Origin of the sequence: Streptomyces sp. CB09001, from assembly GCF_003369795.1 — a bacterium.
GTDB lineage: Bacteria > Actinomycetota > Actinomycetes > Streptomycetales > Streptomycetaceae > Streptomyces.
The window spans coordinates 3,244,148-3,258,223 of sequence record NZ_CP026730.1; the positions used below are offsets into that span (position 1 = coordinate 3,244,148).

13 protein-coding genes and 1 pseudogene are annotated in these 14,076 nt (G+C 71.1%); 2 read left to right on the plus strand and 12 right to left on the minus strand.

Features of this window, described 5'->3' with window-relative positions:
• Positions 1–53: 53 nt before the first annotated feature.
• Positions 54–1,874: a prolyl oligopeptidase family serine peptidase gene (locus C4J65_RS14820; RefSeq protein WP_115742837.1), complete on the minus strand. Its 1,821-nt coding sequence runs from the start codon at positions 1,872–1,874 to the stop codon at positions 54–56.
• Positions 1,875–2,072: 198 nt separating this feature from the next.
• Between C4J65_RS14820 and C4J65_RS14825 the strand changes: the two genes are divergently transcribed.
• A complete protein-coding gene (locus C4J65_RS14825) occupies positions 2,073–2,906 on the plus strand; it encodes an SURF1 family protein (protein ID WP_240330425.1) in 834 nt (277 codons plus the stop codon).
• 53 nt (positions 2,907–2,959) lie between these two features.
• On the opposite strand, the gene C4J65_RS14830 is transcribed toward C4J65_RS14825, so the two are convergent.
• The 8 genes and pseudogenes from C4J65_RS14830 to C4J65_RS14865 form a co-directional block, all read right to left on the minus strand.
• Positions 2,960–4,030, minus strand: a complete 1,071-nt coding sequence (locus tag C4J65_RS14830; protein WP_346265878.1) for a hypothetical protein — start codon at positions 4,028–4,030, stop codon at positions 2,960–2,962.
• A gap of 263 nt (positions 4,031–4,293) precedes the next feature.
• The gene (locus C4J65_RS14835; protein WP_115746459.1) at positions 4,294–4,866 is read right to left on the minus strand and encodes a SigE family RNA polymerase sigma factor; all 573 of its coding nucleotides are present in this window, start codon (positions 4,864–4,866) and stop codon (positions 4,294–4,296) included.
• Positions 4,867–5,352: 486 nt separating this feature from the next.
• Positions 5,353–6,441 (minus strand): aspartate-semialdehyde dehydrogenase, encoded by a 1,089-nt coding sequence (locus tag C4J65_RS14840; protein ID WP_115742840.1) that lies wholly within the window; start codon positions 6,439–6,441, stop codon positions 5,353–5,355.
• Positions 6,441–7,718 carry an aspartate kinase gene (locus tag C4J65_RS14845; protein ID WP_115742841.1) on the minus strand — a complete coding sequence of 426 codons (1,278 nt, stop codon included), beginning with the start codon at positions 7,716–7,718 and terminating at the stop codon, positions 6,441–6,443. The genes C4J65_RS14840 and C4J65_RS14845 overlap by 1 nt, the downstream gene beginning before the upstream one ends.
• A gap of 63 nt (positions 7,719–7,781) precedes the next feature.
• On the minus strand, positions 7,782–8,381 hold the full coding sequence (locus C4J65_RS36645; RefSeq protein ID WP_346265879.1) for a Scr1 family TA system antitoxin-like transcriptional regulator: 600 nt from the start codon (positions 8,379–8,381) through the stop codon (positions 7,782–7,784).
• Positions 8,381–8,560: pseudogene (locus C4J65_RS37190) on the minus strand (hypothetical protein); the annotation flags it as partial. The pseudogene C4J65_RS37190 and the gene C4J65_RS36645, both read right to left, overlap by 1 nt.
• A 1-nt stretch (position 8,561) precedes the next feature.
• Positions 8,562–9,791 (minus strand): MFS transporter, encoded by a 1,230-nt coding sequence (locus C4J65_RS14860; RefSeq protein WP_115742842.1) that lies wholly within the window; start codon positions 9,789–9,791, stop codon positions 8,562–8,564.
• A 122-nt stretch (positions 9,792–9,913) separates the two neighbouring features.
• On the minus strand, positions 9,914–10,870 hold the full coding sequence (locus C4J65_RS14865) for an EamA family transporter (protein WP_115742843.1): 957 nt from the start codon (positions 10,868–10,870) through the stop codon (positions 9,914–9,916).
• A 535-nt stretch (positions 10,871–11,405) separates the two neighbouring features.
• On the opposite strand from C4J65_RS14865, the gene C4J65_RS14870 reads away from it, so the two are divergent.
• A complete protein-coding gene (locus C4J65_RS14870; protein WP_115742844.1) occupies positions 11,406–12,308 on the plus strand; it encodes a LysR family transcriptional regulator in 903 nt (300 codons plus the stop codon).
• Here the strand turns inward: C4J65_RS14870 and C4J65_RS14875 are convergent.
• The 3 genes from C4J65_RS14875 to C4J65_RS14885 form a co-directional block, all read right to left on the minus strand.
• Positions 12,301–12,960, minus strand: a complete 660-nt coding sequence (locus C4J65_RS14875; protein WP_115742845.1) for a DUF5063 domain-containing protein — start codon at positions 12,958–12,960, stop codon at positions 12,301–12,303. The genes C4J65_RS14870 and C4J65_RS14875 overlap by 8 nt on opposite strands.
• Positions 12,953–13,552 (minus strand): recombination mediator RecR, encoded by a 600-nt coding sequence (recR, locus tag C4J65_RS14880; RefSeq protein ID WP_007451877.1) that lies wholly within the window; start codon positions 13,550–13,552, stop codon positions 12,953–12,955. Before recR ends, C4J65_RS14875 begins: the two co-directional genes overlap by 8 nt.
• A gap of 95 nt (positions 13,553–13,647) precedes the next feature.
• Entirely contained in the window at positions 13,648–13,992 is a 345-nt protein-coding gene (locus C4J65_RS14885; RefSeq protein ID WP_078494807.1) for a YbaB/EbfC family nucleoid-associated protein, read from the minus strand.
• Positions 13,993–14,076: the final 84 nt, after the last annotated feature.

The window sequence follows — 14,076 nt, forward strand, 5'->3', positions numbered from 1 at the left end:
GACCCCCGGCCTGTGCCCACCCACCACCCGACTCGGCCGGTGGGCGGACCGCTCTACGGGTTCGGGAGGTGCCTTCTTGCGAAGTCCAGCTCCAGGCGTACCTGCTTGATGCGTTCGTCGACGACCAGGGAGCCGTGGCCCGCGTCGTAGCGGTAGACCTCGTGGACGGCGCCCCTGGTCTCCAGGCGCTCGACGTAGTTCTCGACCTGGCGGATCGGGCAGCGCGGGTCGTTGACGCCCGCCGAGATGTACACCGGGGCCTTGACCTCGTCGACGTAGGTCAGCGGGGAGGACGCCTCAAAGCGCTCGGGGACCTCCTCGGGGGTGCCGCCCAGCAGGGTGCGGTCGAGTGCCTTGAGGCCCTCCATCTCGTCGTGGTACGCGGTGACGTAGTCGGCGACCGGCACGGCCGCGATGCCCAGCGTCCACGCCTCGGGCTGGGTGCCGATGCCGAGCAGGGTGAGGTAGCCGCCCCAGGAGCCGCCGGTGAGGATCAGGCGCTCGGGGTCCGCGAGGCCCGAGGTGACCGCCCATTCCCGCACCGCCGCGATGTCCTCCAGCTCGATGAGACCCACCCGGTGCTTGAGGGCGTCGGTCCACGCGCGGCCGTACCCGGTGGAGCCCCGGTAGTTGACGCGGACCACCGCGTACCCGTGATCGACCCAGGCGGCCGGGCCCGCGGCGAAGGCGTCGCTGTCGTGCCAGGTCGGGCCGCCGTGGATGTCGAAGACCGTCGGGAGCGGACCGGCCGCCCCGGCGGGCTTCTGGACCAGGGCGTGGATGCGGCCTCCGGGCCCCTCGACCCACACGTCCTCCACCGGGACCGAGCGGGGCGACTTCAGGCCGGGCGGGTCCAGGACGACGCGGCCGGTGGTGGAGCGGACGGCCGACGGTTCGGCGGCCGACGACCACAGGTACTCCACACTGCCGTCCGGGCGGGCCGTGGCCCCCGAGACGGTGCCGGCGGGGGTGTCGATCTCGGTGAGCCCGCGCTCGGCGAAGTCGTAGCGGAACAGCTCGCTGCGGGCCTCGAAACCGTGCACGATCAGCAGGCCGGAGCCGTCCGGATACCACTCCGCGCTCACGTCGCCCGGCAGCTCCAGCGCGAGGTCGGTCTGCTCCCCCGTCGCCACGTCCCACACCAGGGGCTCCCAGCGGCCCCGGCGCTGGTGGCCGATGAGCAGCCGGGTGTCACCGTCGACCGGCGCGAAGCCCAGGACCTCCAGGCCCAGCTCCTCCTCGCCGCCTCTGGTGTCGTCCAGCTCGGCGACCGTGCCGCCGTCGGGGCGCAGGACGCGCAGCGCCGAGTGCATGGCGTCACCGTGCTCGGTGTGCTCGATCGCGATCAGGGAGCCGTCGTGGGAGAGGTCACCGACGCCCGCGGACTCGCGGTGCCGGTAGATCTCCGCCGGTGCGCCGCCGTCCCCGCGCGCGAGGTGGATCGTCGTACCGTCCTCGTCGGTGGAGCGGCCGATCACCGCCGTGCGACCGTCCCGGCCGAGGGCGAGGCCCGCCGGGTAGGAGGGGGCGAGGCCCGGCACGGCCTCCTCGTCCGCGCCGCCCGCGAAGGGCTGGCGGCGCCAGACCCCGAACTCGTCGCCGTCCTTGTCGTCGAACCACCAGATCCAGTCGCCGTCCGGCGCGAGCACGCCGTCCGTCGTGCCGTTGGGCCGGTCCGTGACCTGGCGCTGCTCGCCGCTCGACCGGTCCCAGGCGTACAGCTCGTAGGTCCCCGTCGCGTTCGAGACGAACAGGGAGCGGTCCGGGGCGTCCTCGGCCCAGTCGGGCAGCGACACCCTCGGTGCCCGGAACCGCTTCTCCCAGTCGGGCACCTGCTCGCCCTGCGTCTGCCGCAACCCGTTGCTCTCAGTCATGGCCCCATACTGCCCCGACCCGGCGACAACGCGCAGAAGAGATCCCCAGCCTGTGGACAACCTCCTCCGTCCACCCGCCCGTCCCCGTGCTTCCCCCGCCTTTCCCCCTTCCTTCCTCCGTCCTTCCTCCGTCCTTCCCTCATGTTTTCCACAGCCCCGCGGCCGGGCCGTCCGGGCGCGCACCGTACCGTGGAGGGCGTGTACCGGTTTCTGCTGACGCCCCGATGGTGGGGGATCAACGTCTTCGTCGTCCTGGCCATCCCCTTCTGCATCTTCATGGGTTCCTGGCAGCTCGGCCGTTTCGAGGACCGGGTCCAGGACCACGAGACCGCCTCCACACAGCAGGAGTCGGCCGCCCGGGACGCCGCGCGCCCGCTGACCGAGCTGCTGCCCGTGGACAAGGCGACGGTCGGCAGGCAGACCACCGTGACCGGCCGGTACGACGATCAGCTGCTGGTACCGGAGCGGAAGCTGGACGACCGGGAGGGCTTCTACGTCCTCACGCTCCTGCGCACCGACGGCGGTGAGGCCCTGCCCGTCGTGCGGGGCTGGCTCCCCGGCGAACCCGACCCGGCGAAGGCCCCGGCCCCGCCCGCCGGCGAGGTCACCGTCACCGGGGCGCTGCAGGCCGCCGAGTCCCCGGGCGCGGGCGGCGTCAGCGGCCGTTCCGGGTGGCCCGACGGCCAGACCGGCGCGATCAGCGCGGCGACCCTGCTGAACCTCGTGCCCTACGACGTGTACGACGCCTGGGTCACGCTGAACGAGGGCGACTCGGGGATGCGGGCCGTGCCCGTGAGCGCGCCGCAGAACACGGGCCTCGACCTGAAGGCCTTCCAGAACCTCGGCTACACCGCCGAGTGGTTCGCGTTCGTCGGCTTCGTGATCTTCATGTGGTTCCGGCTGCTGCGCCGCGAGGTCGAACTCGCCCGGGACGCCGAGCTGGGCCTGGTCACGGAGGACGGGGAGGACAGGGAGGACGCCGGAGAGAGCGGGGGCCAGGCCGACCGGGCCAGGGCCGGGCTCGTCTCCTGAACCGCTGAACCCGCTGAACCACTGAACCCGCTGAACCCGCTGAACCGCTGGGGCTACGCCCCCGAGCCCGAGTCCGCCAGCAGGCCGGTCCAGTAGACGGTCCCCGCACACGCGTTGGACACCGTGGCCGTCGCCGATCCGGAACCGGCTTCCGGGGTGTACGTCACCGACACGCTGCCCTCGGCCGGGCCGTCCTCGGTGATCAGCTGGGCCGTGGGCCCGGCCTCGCCGCCTCCCGCGGAGGTGCCGCCCGCGGCGGTCGTGTCCGCGGTCGGCGAGGGGTCGGGCGAGGGCCCGCCGCTGCCGCCTCCCGTGGTGCCGCCGGTGGTGGGACAGGTCTCCGAGGGCACCCAGGCGAACTGCACCTCGTACGCGGCGCCCGGCGCCAGGGCCAGCGAGGCGGTCTCCAGCGACGGGTCGGGCAGTCCGGCCGCGGCATCCCCGGCGGCGTGCCGCGCGGTGCCGATCCGGGTGGCCTCCGCGGCGCCCAGCGAAGCGGTGACCACATTGCCGGGGCCCGTGACGGTGCAGCCGTCCGACGAGACGTTGGTGACGCGGAAGGAGCCGTAGACCACGCCTGTGGAGTCGGGCTCGGCGCTGCTCGCGACGGCCGGGCCGAGCGACCCCGGCGCGCACGCGGGGACGTCGGCGGGGCTGCTGGCGCTGGGGACGCCCGAGGGGGGCGCGCCCGTCGCGGCGCCGGGCTCCTTGCCGCCGGGCGTCTCCTTGGGGCCGGCCTTGTCCTGTTCCTCGGGAGTGTCCCCGGCGCCGGCGATGCCGCTCTGGCCGCCGGCCGGGTCCTTGCCCTGGGAGGCGCCGCCCTGGGCCTGGGAGGCGTTGCCCGCGACGGACGGGTCGGCACCCGCGCCGGTGGAGTTGGAGACGTGCACGAGGGCCGGGACCGCCGTGCCGAGGAAGAGGGCGGCGGCCGCCGCGCCGACGAGGGCCTGGCGCTTGCGGGCCCGCCGGGCGGGCACCGCGCGCCGCAGGTGCTCCAGGGTGCCGTCGCTCGGCTCCATCTCCCGGACCGCCCGGTGCATCATCGCGCGCAGGGCGGCCTCGTCGATGGCCGGCCCGTCGGCCCCAGGAGCGTCGGGGCCCTGCGCGGCGGGGCCGTGGTTCACAGTTCCGTTCCCAGCGTGTGTGTCGTGCGTGTGCTTCTGCTGCTCCCACCCGGCCGGTCCGGCGGGCGCGTCATGCCCGTCGCGGGCGTCCGGTCGCGCGTCGAGCCCATCGCGGGCGTCCGTTCCCGGGACATACCCGTCCCGGGCGTCCGGTCGCGCGTCGAGCCCTTCACGGGCGTCCGTTCCCGCGTCAAGCCCTTCACGGGCGTCCGTTCCCGGGACATACCCGTCCCGGGCGTCCGGTCGCGCGTCGTTGCCGTCGCTCATGCCGGAGCCTCCATGGCCACCCTGAGCGCCGCGATCCCGCGCGACCCGTAGGCCTTGACCGAGCCCAGGGATATGCCGAGCGTCTCGGCGACCTGGGCCTCCGTCATGTCGGCGAAGTAGCGCAGCACCAGCACCTCGCGCTGCCGGCGCTGGAGCCCCTTCATCGCCTTGATCAGGGAGTCGCGCTCCAGCTGGTCGTAGGCCCCCTCCTCCGCGCTCGCCATGTCCGGCATGGGCTTGGAGAGGAGCTTGAGGCCGAGGATGCGGCGGCGCAGCGCCGAGCGCGAGAGGTTGACGACGGTCTGCCGCAGGTACGCCAGGGTCTTCTCCGGGTCGCGGACGCGTTTGCGCGCCGAGTGGACCCGGATGAAGGCCTCCTGGACCACGTCCTCGCAGGAGGCCGTGTCGTCGAGGAGGAGGGCGGCGAGACCGAGCAGCGAGCGGTAGTGCACCCGGTAGGTCTCGGTGAGGTGGTCGACGGTGGTACCCGCCGCCACGTCCTCGGCGCCGTCGCGCTGGTTCGATATGCGGGCCGGCCGCGCTGCGGGCATCGGCGCGATCACCGGCATGCCACCGGCCGGACCGGCCACACGGGGACGGACGGTCCGGACGGGAGGGCGCAGAGCCGCGCCCCGCGTGCCTGCGGTGAAATCGAGAACCTCTGCCACGCCAGTTGGACACGTCCACCCCCGTGAGGGTTGTACGTGCCGGGCGTCACGTTCCCGTGTCCGTCGGGCAGCCGCCCGGGCGGCCACCCGGCTGACGGTGCGTCATAGGCCCTCATCGTCCGCTCTTCCCCTGTGTCCCATGTGAACGGGCGTCCCCACGCCCGTCCTCGGCGTCCCCCGCGCCGAACCACGCCCCGCGGCCCCGAATGGGTGACCGCAAAGACGCTCCCCGCCGCTCGCACGGTTGCGGAGGGCGGGGAGGAAATCCTCTGACGGCGCGGGTGCCCGGTACAAGTAGTCCGGACCAACTTCCGGATCACATCTCGTCCATGGATCCTACAAACGAAACCCACGGCCGCCGGGCCTTTTTGCCTCTCTGATCCCGGTTCAGCCGAACTCGGCCGCCACCAGCTCCGCGATCTGCGCGGTGTTGAGCGCGGCGCCCTTGCGCAGATTGTCCCCGCAGACGAAGAGTTCGAGCGCGGTCGGGTCGTCCAGGGCCCGGCGCACCCGGCCGACCCAGGTCGGGTCGGTGCCGACCGCGTCGGCGGGCGTCGGGAACTCCCCCGCGGCCGGGTTGTCGAACAGGACGACACCGGGAGCGGTGGCCAGGATCTCCCGGGCCCCCTGGACACTGACCTCGCCCTCGAAGCGGGCGTGCACGGTCAGGGAGTGCGTGGTGACGACCGGCACCCGTACGCAGGTCACCGCGACCGGGAGGTTCGGCAGCCCGAGGATTTTGCGGGTCTCGTCCCGCACCTTCATCTCCTCCGACGACCAGCCGTCCTCCCGCAGCGAACCGGCCCACGGTACGACGTTCAGCGCGACCGGCTCCGGGAACGGCCCGGTGTCGTCGCCGACGGCCCGCCGCACGTCACCGGGGTGCGTCCCCAGCTCGGTGCCGGCCACCAGCGACAGCTGCCGGCGCAGCGTGTCCACACCGTCCCGCCCGGCCCCGCTGACCGCCTGGTACGAGGAGACGACCAGCTCGCGCAGCCCGAACTCGGCGTGCAGCGCGCCCAGCGCCACGATCATGGACAGTGTCGTGCAGTTCGGGTTGGCGACGATCCCGCGCGGCCGCATCCGCACCGCGTGCGGATTGACCTCGGGCACCACCAGGGGCACGTCCGGGTCCATCCGGAAGGCGCCGGAGTTGTCGACCACCACCACGCCCTTGGCGGCGGCGACCGGCGCCCACTGGGCGGCGACCTCGTCGGGGACGTCGAACATGGCGACGTCGACCCCGTCGAAGGCCTCTTCGCCCAGCGCGACGACCTCGACCTCCTCCCCGCGCACGGCCAGCTTGCGGCCGGCCGAGCGCGGGGAGGCGATCAGGCGGATGTCGCCCCAGACGTCCGCGTGCTGGGACAGGATCTGGAGCATGACCGAGCCGACGGCACCGGTCGCGCCCACGACGGCGAGCGTGGGCCTGCCGGTACGGCCGCCGTCCCGGCCGCTGTCTTGCGTGGCGGACATCAGCGTCCGGTGCCCCCGTAGACGACGGCCTCGTCACTGTCGGAGTCGAGCCCGAAGGCGGTGTGCACGGCGCGCACGGCCTCGTTCACGTCGTCCTTGCGGGTGACGACCGAGATGCGGATCTCGGAGGTCGAGATCAGCTCGATGTTCACCCCGGCGTCGGAGAGCGCGGTGAAGAAGTCGGCGGTGACGCCGGGGTTGCTCTTCATCCCCGCGCCGACCAGCGAGATCTTGCCGATCTGGTCGTCGTAGCGCAGCGAGTCGAAGCCGATGCCCGGGCGGTTCTTCTCCAGCGCGTCGATGGCCTTGCGGCCCTCGCTCTTGGGGAGCGTGAACGAGATGTCCGTCAGGCCGGTGGAGGCGGCGGACACGTTCTGCACAACCATGTCGATGTTGACCTGGGCGTCGGCGATGGTGCGGAAGATCGCGGCCGCCTCGCCCGGCTTGTCGGGCACGCCGACAACCGTGACCTTGGCCTCGGAGGTGTCGTGCGCGACTCCGGAGATGAGGGCCTGCTCCACGTGCTTTTCCCCTTGCTTGATCGGCTCGCTGCTGACCCACGTGCCCTGCAGTCCGCTGAAGCTGGACCGCACGTGGATCGGGATGTTGTACCGGCGGGCGTACTCGACGCAACGGTGGAGCAGCACCTTGGAGCCGGAGGCAGCGAGCTCCAGCATGTCCTCGAAGGAGATCCAGTCGATCTTCTTCGCCTTGGGCACCACGCGCGGGTCGGCGGTGAACACGCCGTCGACGTCGGTGTAGATCTCGCAGACGTCCGCGTCGAGCGCGGCGGCGAGGGCGACGGCCGTGGTGTCGGACCCGCCGCGGCCCAGCGTGGTGATGTCCTTGCTGTCCTGGCTGACGCCCTGGAAACCGGCCACGATGGCCACGTTGCCCTCGTCGACCGAGGTGCGGATGCGACCCGGCGTGACGTCGATGATCCGGGCCTTGTTGTGGACCGAGTCGGTGATGACTCCGGCCTGGCTGCCGGTGAACGACTGGGCCTCGTGCCCCAGGTTTTTGATCGCCATGGCCAGCAGCGCCATGGAGATACGCTCTCCGGCCGTCAGCAGCATGTCGAGTTCCCGCCCGGCAGGGATCGGGGAAACCTGCTCGGCGAGATCGATCAGCTCGTCCGTCGTGTCGCCCATCGCGGAAACGACGGCGACCACCTGGTTGCCGTTCTTCTTCGCTTCCACGATCCGCTTGGCGACGCGCTTGATGCCCTCGGCATCGGCTACGGAGGAGCCTCCGTACTTCTGCACGACAAGGCCCACGTGCGCTCCTCGCTCAATCCGTCTCTTTCCGCACGTACGTATATGTACTGCGGTCGGCTCATTTTACCGAGCGTCCGGGTTCCGCCCCTGCGGTATCGCATGGTGAGACTCCGGACCGCCCACTGTTCGGGGTGGCTCATGCCCAGGGGGACGCGGGTCACTCGGGAAAGTGCCGTGCATCACACGTTCACAAGTGAGAGACCTCAGTCCGCCAGCTCTTCGAGGGGCTCGGCGACCGGCACCTCCCGCGCGCTCACGGGCGCTCCAGGTGAAGGCGTTCCCGGCCCGCGCAGGCGGCCGGCGCTCGGATGTCGCCCAGGTCGTCGGTGGGGGCCGGGGCGTCGCCGTGGGCGAGCGGGGCGAGGCAGGCGATGGCGTCGATGACATCGGCCTGCGTAGCACTGCCTCGTAGACGACGAAGCTCAGGCCGGCAGGCGGCTTACGCCTGGTGAGGGTCGCCTGCCGTTCCAGACGGGCGTCGATCCGCTGCTCCACGACCTCTTCGTCCCGAGGCGGGTACCGGTTCTCCATGAGAGTCCGTGCGTACCTCTCCGTTGGCAGCAGGCCGGACACCAGCGTGGCCTCGTACGACCAGCGGCTGATCGCCTCCTTTGCAGCCGCACGTCCTGAGATGCCCACCGCTGCCGAAACAGCTCGCCGCACGTCGACAGTTCGCCGATCAGGGCGATCAGGCCCTCGTCGTGCGGATTGCGGCCGGCTTCCATGCGCGGCTTCGCGGCCACGTCACCGGAAACCTGCTCGTAGTCGACAGCTCCTCGGGGTCCACCCCGTCGAGGCGGTGGACCCAGGTGAGGTTCTCCAACGTCACGTCTTCCCTTCATCTCATCCGGCGGTGGGGGCGAGGTCGTCCTCGGACACGTTGTCCGGGGTCTTCTCCTCCCCCCGGCCCGTGCCCAGCCGCAGCAACAGCGAGGCCGCGGCCAGCACCACACCGAACCAGATGACGCTCGTGACGCCGACGTGGTCGACGAACAGACCGCCGAAGAGCGCGCCGAGTGCGATGCACGTGTTGTACGCCATGGTGTTGAGCGACATGGCGGCTTCGAAGGTGTCGGGCGCGGAGGCGAGCGTCATGTTGATCTGGGACAGCTGCACGGCGCCGAAGGAGAGCCCCCACAGGACCAGCGCGATGACGGCGCCCGTCTCACCGCTGCCCGTGGCGCGCAGCAGCAGCAGGGCCACCAGGAGCCCTGCCAGACCGGTGACGAAGGTGCCGCGCAGGCTCTTGTTCACCGTGTGTCCGGCGATGAAGTTCCCGACCGCACCGCCGACACCGAAGATGATCAGGACGGTGGTGATGAAGCCGGCCGAGGCGTCCGCGGTGTCCTCGAGGTAGGGGCGCACGAACGTGTAGGCACCGAAGTGCCCGAGCACGAAGAAGACGACGATGAACAGCACCGTGCGCAGCTGCCCGTTCCTGGCCGGCAGCTGGAAGACCTCCCGGACGGACACCGCGTTCTGCGACGGCATCGACGGGACCAGGGCCGCGACCGCGATGAAGACCAGCACGCTGAGGCCGGCCCAGATGCCGAAGGTGGTCCGCCAGTCGGTCTGTGCCTCGATGACGGTGCCGAGGGGGATGCCGACGACCGTTGCGATGGCGATGCCGGACATCACCACCGCGGCGGCCCGGTTGGCCTGTCGTTCCGGCACGATCCGCATGGCCATGCTCACGCCGATGGCCCAGAAGACGCCACTGGCGAAGCCCATGCCGAGCCGGGTGCCGAGGATCAGCGCGTAGTTGGGCGAGACGGCGGTGATGACGTTGCCCGCGGCGAGCACCGCGAGCAGCGTGGTGAGCAGCGGGCGCCGGTTGACGCGCCGGGTCCAGGCGACGATGAACGGCACGCCCAGGCCGGCTGCCACGCCCTGTGCGGTGACCATGAGGCCGGCGACGCCGACGGAGATGTCCAAGTCCTCGCTCAGCGGAGTGAGCAGGCCCACGGGCATCAGCTCAGTGGTCAGGAAGACGAAGAGACTGGCCGTGATGGCGGCGACGCCCAGCCATCCCTTCACGGGGGAGGGTGAACTCTCGTGCACTTGTGCAGACATGACAACTCTCCAGCGATGTACTCATACGTGGGCAGGTGCGGGGAGGACGTGCGGGGAGGACGTGCGGGAAGAGGAGCGTGTGGGAAGAGGAGCGTGTGGGGACTCGGTCGTGCGCCGGTGCGTCAAGGGCGTGGCTCGCCCTGACGCATGGCGTGCCTGGGTCCGCCCGACACGGGCCCGTCGGCCGCGGCGGCCTTCCCGGCCTCGGTGTCGCGTCGCTTGGACGGCCTGGGCTGGGCGAGCACCACGGCCGCGAGGACCACCAGGATCCCGACCGTCTGCAGAGGGGAGAAGGACTCGTCCTCGAAGGCGATCCCCAGGATCGTCGCGACGACCGGACTGCCCAGGGCGAGGAAGGAGACCGCCGGCGCGGGCAGCTTCTCGATGCCTCGGAACCAGAGCGCATAACTGATCACGGCGCCGAACACGATGAGGTAGGCGAACCCGAAGACGTTGCCGCCCGTGAGGGAGCTGGGCAGTCCTTCGACGGTCAGGGTGAACGGCAGTGACACGAGGCCGCCCGCCGTCAGCTGCCAGCCGGTGAAGGGCAGCAGGCCCACTCCCGCCGGGCGCCCCCAGCGTTTGGTGAACGTGATGCCGGTGGCCATACAGGCCGCCCCGCCGAGCGCGGCCAGCATTCCGACGGTGTCCAGTGCGGCCGAGCCCTGGAACACGAGCAGAACGACGCCTGCCGCGCCGAGAGCGCAGGCCGCCACGTGGGAGGCGCGTATCTTGTCGCCGATGATCAATGCCGCCAGGACCAGCACGATCATCGGCTGCACCGCCATGACCATCGCCGCGATACCGCCGGGCAGGCGGTAGGCCGCGACGAACAGCAGCAGGTTGAAAGCGCCGATGTTGAGTGTTCCGAGCACGAGGGAACGCCATAGCCATTCCCCTTTCGGCAGCACCCGGGAAATGAGCAGCAGAATGAGACCCGACGGAAGCGCCCGCACGGTGGTGGCGAGCAGCGGACGGTCCGGCGGAAGCCATTCGGTCGTCACGAGATAGGTGCTGCCCCAGATCGCGGGCGCGAGCGCCGTCACGGCTGAGGTGAGAAGCTGTCGGCCATGGTTCATGGCACATCTGCATTCACGTCGATCATTCCCTGAGAGTGCGGGTCTGCCCGGGCCGGGACCCTTCGGCCGGCTGAAAACGGCACCACGGTCGCGCGTGCGCTTGAGCTCGAAGAATCCGTCGGTTCCGGCCCTGGTGAGAACGGCGCCGCAGAGACGTCCGGCGGCCTCGCCCCGGGGCGCGGGCGTGCTGACGGCACGCCGTCCAGTCAGCAGGTGAAGAGCGCTGTCGACATGTGGTTCGACCCCGCTGCCCGTGGCTGGTCATGACGGGCCGGTCCTTTCCGGTTGGTATTTCCGATGGGTACTGCCGACCCATTCGTCGGCGCTGAAATGTCTGCGGCAACGAAAAGACCGCACTCGCGGCATGAAAAGTCCGTCAGCACACATGAGGGAAATTGCGTGAGCGACGAACCTTCAATACCGCGGAGGAACATTCCGCGAGTCCGGACGGGGCACTCTTCGATGCTGCCGCGCCGTCATCAATGAGTCCAACACATGTTTGTCATCTTGTTTATCGTGCGGCAAGATGAATCACATGGAGCTCCAGCAGATGCGCTACGTACTCGCGGTCGCCGAGACCCTGAGCTTCACCCGTGCCGCCGAGCGCTGCCTCGTCGTCCAGTCCGCCCTCAGCCACCAGATCGCGCGGCTGGAGCAGGAGCTGGGAGCCAGGCTGTTCGAGCGCACCACCCGCCGGGTGCGGCTGACACCGGCCGGGGAGGCGTTTCTGCCGGCCGCCCGCCAGTGCCTGGCGGCCGCCGAGCGCGCGGCCGACGAGGTCGCTGCCGCCGTCGGGGAGGTCCGCGGGCAGCTCCGCGTCGGCGTGATCTCGTCCGTGGCCGCCGTCGACATCCCGCGCGCCCTGCGCGACTTCCGCCGGCGGTGTCCGAAGGTACGCGTCAGCCTGCGCGTGGGCGCCAGCGAGGAACTCGTCGAGCGGGTCAAGGAAGGGGACATCCAGGTCGCCTTCGTCGGGCTTCCGACCACCGCGCGTCCCAAGGGGGTCGAGGCCCACGTGATCGGGCGTGACCGGCTCGTCGCCGTGGTCTCCCCCGATCACCCGCTCGCCGGCGGGGGGCCGGTCGATCTGCGACGGCTCGCCGAGGAGGTGTTCGTGGACCTGCCGGCGAAGACCGCCGGCCGCGCCCAGTCCGATCTGGCCTTCTCCGCCGCCGGCCTCACCCGTGACGTCGCCTTCGAAGTGACGAACACGCAATTCCTGGCACGGCTGGTCGGACAGGGCCTCGGCGTGGCGATGCTGCCCTCCGCCTACGTGCCCCAGCTCAGCGGCGTGACCACGCTCCAGGTCGTCGACGCACCGGCCCGCGTCGAGTACGTCGTCTGGCCCCCCGGCAGCCGTACGCCCGCGGCGACCGCGTTCCTCCGCCTGATCGACGTCCCGGACGTCCCGAACGCCCCGGAGGGCGCCGCTACTTGACCGGCCGCAGGCCCAGCGGCCTCGCGATCTCCCGGACCATGACCCGGCCGGCCTCCGACTCCAGGGTCTCGTCGCCCAGCTCCTGGTCGGTGTCGAGGCCGTCCAGCTCCTCCAGGGGCTGGTTCAGGCGGACGTGGGCGACGACGGACTGGAGGGCGCGCAGGGTCGCGGAGGCGGTGGAGCCCCAGTTGGAGAAGTAGGAGAACTGCCACCACCACAGGGCCTCCGTGGTGCGGCCGGCCTTGTAGTGGACCATGCCGTGGCGGAGGTCGGTGATGACGTCGGTGAGGTCGTCGGAGATGCGCGCCGGGACCGCGGCCTTGCGCGGCTCGTAGGGGTCGAAGACCTCGGAGTAGACGTCGATCGGGTCGAGGATGCGGGCCAGGTTCTCGCGGATCTCGTCCACGTCGAGTTCCGGGCCCGGGTCGGGCTCGTAGCGCTCGTCCGGGACGATGTCCTCGTGGGCGCCCAGCCGGCCGCCGGCCAGCATCAGCTGGGAGACCTCCAGGAGGAGGAAGGGGACGGCCGAGTCGGGCTCGTCGCCCTTCGCCACCTCGGTGACGGCCACCAGGAAGCTCTCGATCTGGTCGGCGATCTGGACCGCGAAGTCGTCCGGGTTCTGGTCGGTCGCGTGCAGCGTGGCGTCAGACATCTAGGAGTCGTCTCCCCTCGAAGGCGCGGCCGAGGGTCACCTCGTCCGCGTATTCCAGGTCGCCGCCCACCGGGAGGCCGCTGGCCAGGCGGGTGACCTTGAGGCCCATGGGCTTGATCATGCGGGCGAGGTACGTGGCCGTGGCCTCGCCCTCCAGATTCGGGTCCGTGGCCAGGATCAGTTCCGTGACCGTGCCGTCCGCCAGGCGGGCCAGCAGCTCACGGATGCGGAGGTCGTCGGGGCCGACCCCGTCGATCGGGCTGATCGCGCCGCCGAGCACGTGGTAGCGCCCGCGGAACTCGCGGGTGCGCTCGATGGCGACGACGTCCTTCGGCTCCTCCACCACGCAGATGACGGAGGGATCGCGCCGGGTGTCGCGGCAGATGTTGCACTGCTCCTCCTGCGCGACGTTCCCACAGGTCGCGCAGAAGCGGACCTTGGCCTTCACTTCCATGAGGGCCTGGGCGAGCCGCCGTACGTCGGTCGGCTCCGCCTGGAGGATGTGGAAGGCGATCCGCTGCGCGCTCTTGGGACCGACGCCGGGCAGCCGCCCGAGTTCGTCGATGAGGTCCTGGACCACGCCTTCGTACAACGGACTGCCGTCCTTCCTGAGGTTCGTGCACTACGTACGGTAGATGGCTTCGGCCGGTCTGAGAAAGGCGAACCCGGAAAGCCGGGAACGCGGGCTCAGAACGGCAGGCCGGGGATGCCGCTGCCGCCGCCCAGCCCCTGGGCGAGCGGGCCGAGCTTCTGCTGCTGGAGGTTCTGCGCGTTCTCGTTGGCCGCCTGGACGGCGGCGACGACCAGGTCGGCGAGGGTCTCGGTGTCCTCCGGGTCCACCGCCTTCGGGTCGATGACGAGGCCGCGCAGCTCGCCGGAGCCGGTGACCGTGGCCTTCACCAGGCCGCCGCCCGCCTGGCCGTCGACCTCGGTCTGCGCCAGTTCCTCCTGGGCCTTCGCCAGGTCCTGCTGCATCTTCTGGGCCTGCTGGAGCAGCTGCTGCATGTTGGGCTGGCCACCACCGGGGATCACTTTCAGCTCCCATCACGTCCGGTCACTACGGTTTTGCCGTTCGGCACGAGCCTACGTGGTCCGGGCGGCCCTCGCCCCAGCACT

Excerpts from the sequence above, each read along its gene's own strand:
- C4J65_RS14820 (WP_115742837.1), bottom strand. The coding sequence starts at position 1,874 with ATGACTGAGAGCAACGGGTTGCGGCAGACGCAGGGCGAGCAGGTGCCC.
- C4J65_RS14835 (WP_115746459.1), bottom strand. The coding sequence starts at position 4,866 with ATGCCGGTGATCGCGCCGATGCCCGCAGCGCGGCCGGCCCGCATATCG.
- C4J65_RS14840 (WP_115742840.1), bottom strand. The coding sequence starts at position 6,441 with ATGTCCGCCACGCAAGACAGCGGCCGGGACGGCGGCCGTACCGGCAGG.
- C4J65_RS14860 (WP_115742842.1), bottom strand. The coding sequence starts at position 9,791 with ATGTCTGCACAAGTGCACGAGAGTTCACCCTCCCCCGTGAAGGGATGG.
- C4J65_RS14865 (WP_115742843.1), bottom strand. The coding sequence starts at position 10,870 with ATGAACCATGGCCGACAGCTTCTCACCTCAGCCGTGACGGCGCTCGCG.
- C4J65_RS14870 (WP_115742844.1), top strand. The coding sequence starts at position 11,406 with ATGGAGCTCCAGCAGATGCGCTACGTACTCGCGGTCGCCGAGACCCTG.
- C4J65_RS14875 (WP_115742845.1), bottom strand. The coding sequence starts at position 12,960 with ATGTCTGACGCCACGCTGCACGCGACCGACCAGAACCCGGACGACTTC.